The sequence below is a fragment of the Leclercia adecarboxylata genome, assembly GCF_035787115.1.
In the GTDB taxonomy this organism is placed as follows: Bacteria; Pseudomonadota; Gammaproteobacteria; order Enterobacterales; family Enterobacteriaceae; genus Enterobacter; species Enterobacter adecarboxylatus_E.
Map to the genome: position 1 here is coordinate 1,364,323 of NZ_JALKTL010000001.1, position 12,999 is coordinate 1,377,321.

The 12,999-nt window shown below is 57.9% G+C and carries 9 protein-coding genes and 1 tRNA gene; 5 read left to right on the plus strand and 5 right to left on the minus strand.

All coding sequences use genetic code 11. The features are described from left to right. Positions 1-7: 7 nt before the first annotated feature. Positions 8-760 (minus strand): phospholipid-binding lipoprotein MlaA, encoded by a 753-nt coding sequence (gene mlaA, locus MXM41_RS06460; protein WP_250585033.1) that lies wholly within the window; start codon positions 758-760, stop codon positions 8-10. A 316-nt stretch (positions 761-1,076) separates the two neighbouring features. Between mlaA and MXM41_RS06465 the strand changes: the two genes are divergently transcribed. From MXM41_RS06465 to MXM41_RS06485, 5 genes are all read left to right on the plus strand, one after another. Further along, entirely contained in the window at positions 1,077-2,018 is a 942-nt protein-coding gene (locus tag MXM41_RS06465) for a formate/nitrite transporter family protein (RefSeq protein ID WP_325930606.1), read from the plus strand. Between the two features lie 75 nt (positions 2,019-2,093). Further along, positions 2,094-2,165 (plus strand) — tRNA-Arg (locus MXM41_RS06470). A 162-nt stretch (positions 2,166-2,327) separates the two neighbouring features. Then, positions 2,328-2,549, plus strand: coding sequence for a hypothetical protein (locus MXM41_RS06475; RefSeq protein ID WP_325930607.1), 222 nt, complete (start codon positions 2,328-2,330; stop codon positions 2,547-2,549). A 273-nt stretch (positions 2,550-2,822) separates the two neighbouring features. After that, positions 2,823-2,999: a hypothetical protein gene (locus MXM41_RS06480; protein WP_325930866.1), complete on the plus strand. Its 177-nt coding sequence runs from the start codon at positions 2,823-2,825 to the stop codon at positions 2,997-2,999. 92 nt (positions 3,000-3,091) lie between these two features. Beyond that, complete coding sequence (locus tag MXM41_RS06485) at positions 3,092-3,631, plus strand: DUF2058 domain-containing protein (RefSeq protein ID WP_325930608.1); 540 nt, start codon at positions 3,092-3,094, stop codon at positions 3,629-3,631. 42 nt (positions 3,632-3,673) lie between these two features. On the opposite strand, the gene MXM41_RS06490 is transcribed toward MXM41_RS06485, so the two are convergent. The 4 genes from MXM41_RS06490 to MXM41_RS06505 form a co-directional block, all read right to left on the minus strand. Next, positions 3,674-5,038 (minus strand): HlyD family type I secretion periplasmic adaptor subunit, encoded by a 1,365-nt coding sequence (locus tag MXM41_RS06490; protein WP_325930609.1) that lies wholly within the window; start codon positions 5,036-5,038, stop codon positions 3,674-3,676. After that, a complete protein-coding gene (locus tag MXM41_RS06495) occupies positions 5,025-7,211 on the minus strand; it encodes a type I secretion system permease/ATPase (RefSeq protein WP_418936765.1) in 2,187 nt (728 codons plus the stop codon). The genes MXM41_RS06490 and MXM41_RS06495 overlap by 14 nt, the downstream gene beginning before the upstream one ends. Positions 7,212-7,313: 102 nt before the next feature. After that, positions 7,314-8,663: a TolC family outer membrane protein gene (locus tag MXM41_RS06500; protein ID WP_325930610.1), complete on the minus strand. Its 1,350-nt coding sequence runs from the start codon at positions 8,661-8,663 to the stop codon at positions 7,314-7,316. Positions 8,664-8,832: 169 nt separating this feature from the next. Further along, the gene (locus MXM41_RS06505) at positions 8,833-12,870 is read right to left on the minus strand and encodes a retention module-containing protein (protein ID WP_325930611.1); all 4,038 of its coding nucleotides are present in this window, start codon (positions 12,868-12,870) and stop codon (positions 8,833-8,835) included. Positions 12,871-12,999: the final 129 nt, after the last annotated feature.

Here is a 12,999-nt window from a genome sequence, read left to right on the forward strand (position 1 = left end):
TTCTTTTTTATTCCGCATCGATCTCGGAAAGTTCGTTCTCGATCGCTTTGGCGTTCGGGTTCTCTTCCGGTTTCAGCTTGCCGCCGTTAGCAATGAAGTCGTGGTTCTGGAAGTAGGCTTCACGCACCATCAGGTACGGATCGGAGGACTGACGCAGCAGACCGTCTGAATCCAGCAGCTGCGCGCGCGTCTCTACCCCTTCCAGCGTCCATTTACCAATGGAGAGCGGCCAGGTCAGCCACGACAGCACCGGATAGAGCGTATCGACCATATCACCGCCATCATCACGCAGCGTGAAGCTTCCGTAGAACGGCAGGTGCACGTACGGACCGTAACCCACATTATAGTGACCCAGCGTACTACCGAAACGGTGCGGCTGCTCGCGCTGCAGCTTCGGATTCGCCATCCCGGCAACGTCAATAAAGCCGCCCATCCCTAACAGGGTGTTCAGGAAGAAACGGGTGAAGTGGACCATCCCCTGATAAGGATCGCCCTGCAGGAAGTAGTTCGCCATCACCGCCGGCTCTTCGAGGTTGCTGGTGAAGTTGCTCAGGCCATTACGGGCAGGCTGTGGAACATAATCACGCCATGCCACCGCAACCGGGCGCACCAGATACGGATCCAGCACGTTGTAGTTGAAGTTGTACATGGAGCGGTTAAATCCTTCCAGAGGATCGGAGCGCCCCTGCTGCTCGCCAGAGCTGGCGCAGCCCATCAGCAACGTGGTGCTCAGCGCAACCACCGACAGCCGAAGTTTCATATCTTTCTCCCTGTTAAGTATGGCTATCAGCAAAAGCCATCCGTCATGGCGCTTTCGCGCTCTGTCTGTAAACGTGCAAGTGATTGTATCAGCGCATTTACTGATGTCTACGACCACAAATCGGGGCAATAAACACTCTCTGGTATGATCTCAGAATAGCCTGGCTTTACGTTTTCGTTTGGCTGGCAATTTTATACGGCCTTTGCCGGAGATGTATCGCCTTTGTTGCCATTACGGGAATTTCAGAGCTTACCCACGGGCGACGGGCTAAAAAGCGCTACGCTTAAGGGGTATTTGCCACCTATGGAGCGTTGCGATGGACGAGCTAAAAGAAGAGAAAATAGATAGTCATACCGAAGAGCTGGAAGTGGAAAGCGAGGAGAATCGCCGGGGAAAGAAGATTGAGGTCGACGAGGACCGCCTGCCCTCGCGCGCCATGGCGATTCACGAACATATTCGTCAGGACGGTGAGAAAGAGCTGGAGCGCGACGCCATGGCGCTGTTCTGGTCAGCTATTGCCGCCGGATTATCCATGAGCGCCTCCCTGCTGGCGAAAGGGATTTTCCATGTCGAGCTCGAAGGGATACCCGGCGGAATAATAATAGAAAATCTCGGATACACCTTTGGCTTTATTATCGTGATTATGGCGCGCCAGCAGCTCTTTACCGAGAACACCGTCACCGCCGTGCTGCCGGTAATGCAAAGCCCGACCTGGGGGAATTTCGGCCTGCTGATGCGTCTGTGGAGCGTGGTGCTGCTCGGTAACATTATCGGCACCGGCGTCGCGGCCTGGGCGTTTGAATACATGCCGATTTTTGATGAAGCCACCCGCGACGCCTTTGTGAAAATCGGCATGGGGGTCATGGAAAATACGCCGACAGAGATGTTTGCCAACGCGATTATCTCCGGCTGGATCGTCGCCACTATGGTCTGGATGTTCCCGGCCGCCGGTTCGGCAAAAATCGTGGTAATTATTCTGATGACCTGGCTTATCGCTCTGGCCGATACTACCCACATCGTGGTGGGAACGGTTGAGATTTTGTATCTGGTCTTTAACGGCACCATCCACTGGACCGAATTTTTCTGGCCCTTCGCACTCCCTACCCTGGCAGGCAACATCTGCGGCGGGACCTTTATTTTTGCCCTGCTCAGCCATGCGCAAATTCGCAACGATATGTCGAATAAGCGTAAAGCTGAAATGAAAGCCAAAGAAAAAGCCCGGCAGGAAGAAGAGGAAGAGCGCAAAAAAGCGGTGTGAGTGGCGACACTTTAAGCAGTCAGGCGGTAACGCGCTTAACGCATTGTATAAATGACGTTATACTCGTGCCGCTTTGTCCCCTTAGTTAAATGGATATAACGAGCCCCTCCTAAGGGCTAGTTGCAGGTTCGATTCCTGCAGGGGACATATTCCTGCCTTCAAATCTGTTCTCTTTTCCCCCTATCCGTAAGCCGCTTCCGTATCAATAGCACCCATAAACACAACGTAGCAAGTTGCTGTACTGTACTCTCCCGCCAGCAGAACGTATCCCTGCCCCATCGGGTAATAAAAATTGAACGGAGAAAGTTGATGAAGAAGATCCTGATTGCTCTGGCTTTAATCGCTCCATGCTCTGCCTTTGCGGGCGTCGTGTTCCATCCGGTAGAACGCGCAGTCGTGGTGGCGAATTCCGCGCACCCTGTCGCCGCAGCAACGGTTACCGCGCAGGCAAGAAACCACCGTGCCGCCAGAGTGGATGCCGTTAACTGTAATGACGGGCGCTGCGTTCAGCACGGCAATGTCATTCGGTAAGCGTTACGGGGCCCCGGGTGGCCGGGGCTTAATACTGTTATTTCATCGAATTGATTTCAGCCTGAATAGTATCGGCATCCTGCAGGGTATGAGATTCACTGAGCCCTTTAACCGTAAGCTCACGGATACGCTGCAAACGATGGTTAATTTCATCCATCGCGTCTTCGGCCCGCCAGTATTGCGCTGCGCCTGCTGCGGCCCATTTTGCTGACTGGTCATGCGGCTAGCTATCTGCGGGATGAAAAGATTTCAGAGATCGTCGTTATCGGTGCCGTGGCCGGATTTTGCGTTAACGCTACCGTCAGAATGGGTGCTGACCTCGGGCTACAAATGACGGTGCTAAGAGATGCGGTAATCAGTTTTGAACTTGAGCAGCAAAAACCATTCTTGATGTCACTCTGGGGCTGCTTGCTGCCGATTTTGCTGAGGTTATCTCCTTCACGGAATTAAAAGACCTGCCGAGCCAGACGTCTGTCGCCTGGCACGTCCCTGACGCTCCAGGGTATAATCTGCCAATCATTTGACAGATTTCAGAAACGACGATGACCAAACTCACACTACAAGAGCAGATGCTGAAAGCTGGCTTAGTCAGCAGCAAAAAAATGGCGAAAGTGCAGCGTACCGCTAAAAAATCCCGCGTTCAGGCGCGTGAGGCACGCGAGGCGGTGGAAGTGAACAAGCAGGCGCAAATTGAACGCGATAAAGAGCTTAGCGAACAGCAAAAGCAGGCGACTCTTGCAAAAGAGTATAAAGCGCAGATCAAACAGTTGATTGAGATGAACCGGATCGTGATTGCGAAAGGCGATATCGGTTTTAACTTCACCGACAGCAACCTGATCAAAAAAGTCTACGTAGACAAAACCACGCAAACCCAGCTGATCAATGGCCGTCTGGCGATTGCGCGTCTGGCTTCCGGGGCAGGTCGTGAAAGCGAATACGCCATTATTCCCGCGGTTGTCGCCAATAAAATTATGCAGCGTGATGCGAGCTATATTGTGTTTAGCGGTGAGCTGACTCAGGAAGCGAAAGAAGAAGACGATCCGTACGCTGACTTTGTCGTACCTGACGATTTGATGTGGTAAGACTTTAAGACCCCCTCCCGGGGAGGGGGTCTTTATCTCTTCTTACCGTTCGTGGAACGCCTCCGCTCTCGCCCGCAGTATCGGTTTCAGCAGATACGCCATCACCGTTTTCTTACCCGTAATAATATCTACCGACGCCACCATTCCAGGAATAATTAACAGCGGTTTTTCATCCGTGCCGAGGTGGTTTTTGTCGGTACGCAGACGAATAACGTAAAAACTCTTGCCGTCTTTGTCGGTGACCGTATCGGGGCTGATCTGTTCCAGCGTTCCCTTCAGACCGCCATAAATCGTGTAGTCGTAGGCGGTAAACTTCACCGTCGCCTCCTGACCCGGACGCAAAAACGCAATGTCCTGCGGCCGGATCCTGGCTTCCACCAGCAGCTTGTCGTCCAGCGGAACGATCTCTACCAGATCGTTGCCCGGCTGGATCACGCCGCCGATAGTGTTGACCATCAGCTGTTGTACAACGCCGCGTACCGGCGAGGTCACCAGCGTACGGTTCACCCGGTCGGAAATCGCCTTGCCCGACGCCTCTATTTTGCTGAGATCGGTTCGCGCCTCGTTGAGCTGCCCCAGCGCTTCACTGCGGTAACGCCCGCGCGTTTCGCTGACTTTACTCTCAATCTCCTTGATGGCCGCTTCCGCACGAGGGATGGCGAGCGTGACCGAATCCAGCTGTCCCTGAGTTTCCACCACGCCACGACGCAGGCGGAGCACTTCTACTTTTGAGATAGCCCCTTTGGCCACCAGCGGTTCAGACATGGCGACCTCCTGCTGCTGCAGCCCCAGACTACGCCGGTACTGGCTGGCCTTTCCCTGGAAGTCGAGCAGTTCCTGTTTCTTCTGTATCAGCTGTTCATTGAGCCCTGCCAGTTCGCTCTGAATGCGTTTGTTCACGCTGGCGAAAAGCTCCATCTCGCCGCTGGCGATATCCGGCGCCTGCTTTACAATCTCCGGTGCCAGCGTCAGCGTTGTCGCATCGTTCAACTGAGCGGTTAAACGCTGGATGCGCGCCTGTAGCGCCAGCCGGTCGGCCTCGCTCTCGCCAGCGTTGGAACGAAACTGGGTATCATCCAGACGCAGCAACGGCGCTCCGGCTTTCACCACCTCGCCTTCATGCACAAAGACTTCGGCGACGATCCCCCCCTCAAGGTTCTGTACTTTCTGCAGGCGGGACGAGGGAATGGCTCGCCCTTCCCCGCGCGTTACTTCATCAATACTGGCCAAAGATGCCCAGAGGATCATGGCGATAAAGAAGGCGAAAATAGCCCACAGCGTGACGCGCACCACCCGGGGGGCATCATCCAGCAACGCTTTGTTGACCTCGTTGGTGGTAAAGGGCGCCGGCTGTTTATCGCCTGACAGCCAGCTCATCAGGCGGCTAAGCGACTCAACGATTCGCATGAATTTGTCCCTTCTTCAGTGCGCTCATGACGCTCTCTTTCGGACCGTCGGCAATGATTTTGCCGTTGTCGACGATAATCAGGCGATCCACCAGCGTCAGCAGCGAGGCACGATGCGTGACCATCAGCAGCGTTTTATTCACAATCGCCGGCGCGAGCGCCTTTTTAATCAGGTCTTCGCTGGTGTTATCCATCGAACTGGTGGGCTCGTCCATCAGCAACACGGGCGGGTCGAGCAGCAGCGCCCGCGCCAGGGCGACCGCCTGGCGCTGGCCGCCGGAAAGACTCATCCCCCGCTCCCCTACCTGCATGTTGTAACCGGACGGATGACGGCGGGCAAACTCATGCACCCCGGTCAGTGTGGCTACCCGCAGCATTGTCTCCTCATCAACGTAGCTGGCCCCGTATACCAGATTCTCGCGCAGGGTACCGCTGAACAGATGGATATCCTGCGGCGCGTAGCCAATGTTGTGGCGCAGATCGTGAACATCGATCTGACGGGCATCAATGCCGTCGATCAGCACATTGCCGCTGTCCGGCTGATAAAAACCAACCAGCAGTTTCGCCAGCGAGCTTTTACCCGATCCGCTACGCCCGATGATGCCCACCTTTTCCCCGGGCTGGATGGTCAGCGAGACATTGCTGAGCGAGGCATACTGGTTGCCCGGGTAGATAAAGGTCACGTCGCGCAACTCGATGGCACCGGAGAGGGTTTCCCGCTTCAGTGGCACCTCGTTGTCCTGCACTTCCTGCTCGAGATCCATCATCCGGTCGATGGTGGCTTTGGTCATCCGCGCGCGCTGGTAGCGGGTGATCAGGCTACACAGTTGGCCGATGGGCATCATGGCGCGGCGATGCAGCAGGTAGCAGGCAATCAGCCCGCCCATGCTCAGGTTGCCGCCCATAATGATGTAGACCCCGGCCACGATCAGAGACACGCCGCTGAACTGCTGCAGCCAGGCGGTAAAGTTCACCGCCACATAGGAAAGCGATTTGACCCGCAGCTCCAGCTTGCTCAGCTGACCGGTGAGATGTTCCCACTGATACTGGCGCTCGCTCTGGGCGTTGTTGATCTTGATGGCATCAAGGCCAGTGAGCGTCTCCACCAGCATCGCCTGACGTTCGCTGGCGAGCTGATAGGTTTTACTGACCCGCGACATCAGCGGGCGCTGGATCAGCCAGTTCACCAGCAGCGCCAGCGGATAAGAGAGCAGCGGGATAAACACCAGCGGGCCGCCGATGATGCCAATCACCAGCAGGATCAGCAGGGTAAACGGAAAATCGATAAAGGCGGTCAGCGTCAGCGACGACAGGAAGTCACGAATCGACTGAAACTCCTGAAAGTTCTGTGCAAAGCTCCCCACCCGCTGCGGACGGAGCTTCATCTTCATTCCCAGCAGCCGTTCAAACAGCGCCGAGGAGACCACCAGGTCGGTCTTTTTGCCCGCCAGATCGAGACAAATTCCCCGCAGGATCTTCAGCACAAAGTCGAAAATAAACGCAATGCTGATGCCAATCGCCAGCACCCACAGAGTGGCGGTAGCCTGATTAGGCACCACCCGGTCATAGACGTTCATCACAAACAGCGGGGCGCCGAGCGCCACCAGGTTGACCAGGAAACTGGCGACCATCGCATCCAGGTAGAGGGATTTCGACAGTTTGAGCGTGTCCTGAAACCAGGCGGTGGTACGAGGCAGCGTGGCCGTCGGCTGGGCATCAAACTCATGCTCCGGAGAGATAAAAATCACCCGGCCACTGTAATTCTCCGCCAGCGTCTCTGCCGGAACGGTAATTTCACCGCCTTCCGTTTCGCTGGGTAGCAGACGGGCACGCTGCTGTTCATCCCAGCCAATCAGTACCGCGGTTTGATTGTTCTTCAGCAGCAGAATCGCGGGCAGAGAGAGCGCGGTAATATTTTCCAGCGGACGCTGAACCACCCGCGCCTTAAGCCCGGCACGTCCGGCGGCGCGCGGAAAAGTCTCTGTCGTCAGGGTGTGGGCTTCAAGCGGCAACCCGATGGTCAGGACGTTGCGGCTGGTGATGATGTTATGCAATTTACAGACAATCATCAGCGCATCGAGCAGCGGATCGTCATGGCTTTGCCGCGGATCCTGTCTGCCCTGCGCCTGCGGGGTCATCTCAATGCGATCAGAGGAGTCAATATCAGGCGTCATTCTCTGCCTCAGTATTCTGCAGACGGCGGTCGCAGATAAAAAAAGAGAGGGTTGCTGCCGTTTTTTCTGTCAGCAACAACCCCGTCAGCCTTTCGGGGCGTCTTACTTTAATTCAGGCAGTTCTGCCTGGGAAGATTTCGCTTGATCAAGCGGCTCCGCTGCCGATGGCGGCTGAATGTTCAGGCTCTTGAGCAGTTCACCGGTACGGGCGCTGATGCGGTAGGTGGTAAACATGTCGACGAACTGCAGCTCGACGTAACGGCGCTGGGCGCTGAACACCTCGTTTTCGCTGTCCAGCATATCAAGCAAGGTTCGGTCGCCAAGGCTGAACTGCTCCTGGTAGGCGCTACGCACCTGCACGCTGCGATCGGCGTACTCTTTGGCGATGGGCACCTGCTGCCCGGCGTTCCTCAGGGCGTTCCACGCCAGACGCAGCTCCTCGTTCAGCTGACGCTGGGCGTTGTTTTTCACATCCTGCGCCTCTTTCATTTTGTAGGCATAAGAGGTGAGCGTCGCCTTGTCGCTGCCACCATTGTAAAGGTTGTAGCGCATACGCAGCATCGCCTGCCACTCCTGGCTGTGTCCGCGAGTACCGTCAATGTTGTTATCCATGGTGCGCCCGACCTCAACATTCACATCCGGATAAAACCGCGATTTAGCCGCCTCGTACTGCTGACGGGTCGCTTCCACATCGGCATCAGCCTGTTTGAGCAGTGGATTATTTTCCAGCATTACGGCACGCGCGGCATCCAGCGAAGCAGGTACCGCGATTTTAGCAGGCATGACCAGGGTGTCTGGCTCTTTGCCGGTGATGCTCTGGTAGTTGGCACGGGAGTCTTCGAGGTTAGTTTGCTCTGTCAGCAGGTTGTTGCGCGCCTGCGCCAGACGGGCCTGAGCCTGCTCGAAGTCTGCCTGACGGCCTACGCCCTGCTCGGTACGCAGCCGGATCTGATCGAACACCCGCTCGTGGTTTTTGAGGTTATCTTCCGCCAGCGCCACCATCTTCTGGCGCATCAGCACATCGAGATAACTCTGGATCGCCTGCAAAGCGGTGGATTCACTGGTATTCAGCACCGTCCAGGCCCGTGAGTTGACCGTGGCTTTCTGACGGCCAACCTCGCTGGTAGTGGCAAAACCGTTGAACACGTTCTGTCGCAGGTTGATGGCGGACTCGCTGCGGTGCAGATCGCGCAGATGATCGCCAGCCGCACGGGTACTGGCGTTATCGGTCTGCTCCCAACCTGTACCGGCAGTAAGGTCCAGCGTCGGCAGATAACCGCCTTTAGCTGCACGAAGATCCTGATCCGCAGAGTAGCGGCTGTTTACCGAGGCGTTAACTTCCGGGTGCCATAACAGGCTGTCTTTTACGGCCTGCTCCAGCGTTGTGGCCTGGCTGTGAGTGGCGCTAAGCACCAGAGCCGCCCCCATAGCTATCTGACTGTATTTTTTCATTTTGTCGACTTTCCTTCATATCCCTTGATTATTGGTCAATATCCACCAGAGAAAATCCCATTAGACCGAGGGAAAAAATGCGTCCTGCGATTTTGCGGTCAGACGGATCCGTCGTCTGACCTGAATATGTTTGCCGCGCAGAGCCTGACAGCCTCTGCGCGGCGGCCGATCAGGCGTGCTCGTCTGGTTTGGCGATCAGGTTATCGATCATCGCGTCATTCCCGGCGTCGTAACCCTCCGTTCCGGCTATCGCGCCGCCTTCAGCGGGAACATGTTCGACCTCCGCCGAACCTTCAGCCGTGTCGCCCTGCGGCCCGGCCTGAATCAGGTTGCTGAGATCGTTATGTTCCTCATCATGAATAAGATCGCTGAAGTTAAGCTGCTCCTCCTGACCCGTACTCTGAAGCGTGAATGTCTCGCTCTGCGCATCACCGTCATGCTCGGCCAGTGTCGTCGGCTTGCCGTCATTATCCGCCGTCGTAGTACTGAGCATCAGGTTGTCATCGTCGATTAACGATACGCCGCGATCCGCGTCAGCCAGGCTGTGGTCAGCGTCGTGATCATCAGACGTCAGGCTGCTTTGCGTCTGCTTGTGACTCTCTTCATGGTCACTCTCAGAATGGCTCTCCTCAACGCTGTGGCTGGCCATCTGCGGGTGATCGTCAAGGTTGTCATCGGCGTCGTGCTCTTCCCCGCCGTGTAATTCGCTGACAAAGGTCCCGCCCTCTTTCCCGTCAATGGTGAAGTCGTTTTCGAGCCCTTCGCCGGCGGTTGAGTCCACTTGCAGCGTGATCTCCCCGAAATCGCTCTTACCGTCCGGCAGCTCAACGCTCACCTGCCCGTTGAAGTGGGAGGTGTCGTTATCAAAGGTCAGGGTGTAGGACTGCGTCTCCGCGTTATAACTGACGCTCGAATAGTTGCCGGTAAAGGTCGCGTTTTCCGGAATACCGCTCAGCGTAATGCTATTGAGGTGATCGCTGCTGTCGGAGCTTTCGAGATTGACATCCAGGTTCAGCGTCACCGTGTAGCTGACGGTGGTATTTCCGCCGAGCTCAGAGGACGGTCCGTCACCAAAAACAACCCCTTCGATGCCGTTGGCGTTCTGGAAAGGTGATTTCCCGGTCTCGTTATCGATGACATGCAGGTTGTCGATATCATTGTTTTTACCGTTCTGCGGATGGTCAACACCGGTAACGGTGTAGTCAGCCTCATTACCCTGAACAAAGATATAGTCCTTACCCACACTGCTTTGCGGTAAGCCCTGGTTGCCGGTGATGCCGTTGAGCGGCCTGAAGTCATAGCGATCCTGCGGCCAGTCCCCCTGCTGGTAATAGCCCCCCGTATGGTCGCCGACCACAAAGATATCGGTGTGGGTCTTATCACCGTTGTTGGCGTTGGCGTTACCCTGGCTGTTGTAATAGTGGATCTGATCCGGGCTGTCGGCCTTCGGCACAAAGTCGCCAGGGATCTTGCCATCCGGGCTATCCGGGGTCAGCCAGACATGCACGTTGCTGCCGATCGCCACAATCACGCCGTTCTGGATATCGTAACCGTTCGGATCGCCGCTGCCGCCGTTAATGTGGATGATCTTGTCATCGGTCGTCTCGGAGGTCTTATTGCCTGGAGTGACGGTGACGGTGAGTTTGATGTCGGAATCGGCGTCTGCGTCTGCGTCTGCGTCGGCATCGGCATCCGCATCGGCATCAGCGTCTGCATCGGCATCAGCATCGGCGTCGGCGTCGGCGTCCGCATCGGCGTCGGCGTCCGCATCAGCGTCTGCATCGGCATCGGCGTCGGCGTCTGCATCGGCATCGGCGTCGGCATCGGCATCAGCATCGGCGTCCGCATCCGCATCGGCGTCGGCGTCTGCATCGGCATCGGCATCGGCGTCCGCATCGGCGTCGGCGTCTGCATCGGCATCGGCATCGGCATCGGCATCAGCGTCTGCATCTGCATCCGCATCCGCATCGGCATCCGCGTCTGCGTCTGCGTCTGCGTCGGCGTCGGCGTCGGCGTCCGCATCCGCATCGGCGTCGGCATCGGCGTCTGCATCCGCATCGGCATCCGCATCCGCATCCGCATCGGCATCCGCATCGGCGTCAGCATCGGCATCGGCATCGGCATCGGCGTCTGCGTCCGCATCGGCATCAGCATCGGCATCGGCATCGGCATCGGCATCGGCATCAGCATCCGCATCCGCATCCGCATCTGCGTCTGCGTCGGCGTCGGCATCCGCGTCTGCATCGGCATCCGCATCGGCATCGGCGTCCGCATCGGCGTCGGCGTCTGCATCGGCATCGGCATCAGCGTCTGCATCTGCATCCGCATCAGCGTCGGCATCCGCGTCTGCGTCTGCGTCGGCATCGGCATCAGCATCCGCATCCGCATCGGCGTCAGCGTCCGCGTCAGCATCGGCGTCGGCATCGGCATCGGCGTCTGCGTCCGCATCGGCATCAGCGTCTGCGTCTGCGTCTGCGTCTGCGTCCGCATCAGCATCGGCGTCCGCATCCGCATCAGCGTCGGCATCCGCATCGGCGTCCGCATCCGCGTCGGCGTCGGCGTCAGAATCGGCATCAGCATCCGCATCCGCATCCGCATCTGCATCCGCATCCGCATCTGCATCCGCATCCGCATCTGCATCCGCATCGGCGTCTGCATCAGCATCGGCATCGGCGTCAGCGTCGGCATCTGCATCAGCGTCCGCATCGGCATCTGCATCTGCATCCGCGTCGGCATCCGCATCCGCATCCGCATCAGCGTCTGCATCGGCGTCTGCGTCTGCGTCTGCGTCTGCGTCGGCATCGGCGTCGGCATCGGCGTCCGCATCAGCATCCGCATCCGCATCGGCGTCGGCATCTGCATCTGCATCTGCATCCGCATCGGCATCCGCATCCGCATCGGCATCCGCGTCGGCGTCGGCGTCGGCGTCGGCATCGGCATCGGCGTCCGCGTCGGCATCCGCATCGGCGTCTGCGTCCGCATCGGCATCGGCGTCGGCGTCGGCATCCGCATCGGCATCTGCATCTGCATCTGCATCGGCGTCTGCATCCGCATCGGCATCCGCATCGGCGTCAGCGTCTGCATCGGCATCCGCGTCTGCATCGGCATCCGCGTCGGCATCAGCGTCGGCATCAGCGTCTGCGTCGGCATCGGCATCCGCGTCGGCGTCGGCGTCGGCGTCTGCATCAGCATCGGCGTCTGCGTCCGCATCGGCATCGGCGTCTGCATCCGCATCTGCGTCCGCGTCGGCATCCGCGTCGGCATCCGCGTCGGCGTCTGCGTCGGCATCGGCATCGGCATCGGCATCCGCATCTGCGTCTGCGTCTGCGTCTGCGTCGGCATCGGCGTCGGCATCGGCATCGGCATCCGCGTCTGCATCTGCATCCGCATCGGCGTCTGCGTCTGCGTCGGCATCAGCATCCGCGTCGGCGTCTGCATCCGCGTCCGCATCGGCATCAGCATCAGCATCAGCATCAGCATCGGCGTCGGCATCCGCGTCGGCATCGGCATCGGCATCCGCATCTGCGTCGGCGTCAGCATCAGCGTCCGCGTCGGCATCCGCGTCGGCATCCGCATCTGCGTCGGCATCCGCATCGGCATCGGCGTCCGCGTCGGCATCTGCATCGGCGTCTGCATCGGCGTCCGCATCAGCATCGGCATCGGCATCGGCATCCGCATCGGCGTCCGCATCTGAGTCGGCATCTGCGTCAGAATCGTCAGTATCAAGCAGCGTTAATTCTTCCGGGGGCTCGTCATCAGGGAAATCAAGGCCGATCGTTGGGTAACCTGCTGTAGGGTCAACAATTTCGCCGGTAAGATCGAGCACGACGTGGGTATGAGACCCGCCGCCGCTGCCGCCTGGCTCGCCGCCAGAATTACCGGACTGAGGACCTGCTGCTGGTGCCTCCAGGGTTTGCGTCGGGTCCTGCCCGTCGGCAATCGCCTGCTGGATGGCAGCAACGTCCTGCTGCACCGCCGCCGTTGCTTCGGTGACCCCATGCCCTGAACTGTCCCACTGGCTGTCACGGCCCAGATCCAGCTGTTTGCCGTTCGCCAGAGAGAGGGTAATTGCGCCAGCCGCTCCCGTCTGGACCTGTTCTCCTTCGAGAACGCTGTCGCCTTCGGTCAGCAAACGCTTGCTGCCGTCAGGGCTGACGGCAAATACCTGTCCAATTACTGCTTTGACGATCCCAGATACGCCACTCATATATTATTTCCCTCAATCCTTTTCTCGCCCAATTCATCCGTTGCTCAGGCTTAGAATGCTAAAAGAGTATTTAATTTGTATTAGTAATACGCTGTGCAACTAAGGCTACGATACGCCTTCCTGCATCAG

Coding starts and splice junctions, on each gene's coding strand:
- mlaA (WP_250585033.1), bottom strand. CDS start 760: ATGAAACTTCGGCTGTCGGTGGTTGCGCTGAGCACCACGTTGCTGATG.
- MXM41_RS06465 (WP_325930606.1), top strand. CDS start 1,077: ATGGACGAGCTAAAAGAAGAGAAAATAGATAGTCATACCGAAGAGCTG.
- MXM41_RS06475 (WP_325930607.1), top strand. CDS start 2,328: ATGAAGAAGATCCTGATTGCTCTGGCTTTAATCGCTCCATGCTCTGCC.
- MXM41_RS06485 (WP_325930608.1), top strand. CDS start 3,092: ATGACCAAACTCACACTACAAGAGCAGATGCTGAAAGCTGGCTTAGTC.
- MXM41_RS06490 (WP_325930609.1), bottom strand. CDS start 5,038: ATGCGAATCGTTGAGTCGCTTAGCCGCCTGATGAGCTGGCTGTCAGGC.
- MXM41_RS06495 (WP_418936765.1), bottom strand. CDS start 7,211: ATGACGCCTGATATTGACTCCTCTGATCGCATTGAGATGACCCCGCAG.
- MXM41_RS06500 (WP_325930610.1), bottom strand. CDS start 8,663: ATGAAAAAATACAGTCAGATAGCTATGGGGGCGGCTCTGGTGCTTAGC.
- MXM41_RS06505 (WP_325930611.1), bottom strand. CDS start 12,870: ATGAGTGGCGTATCTGGGATCGTCAAAGCAGTAATTGGACAGGTATTT.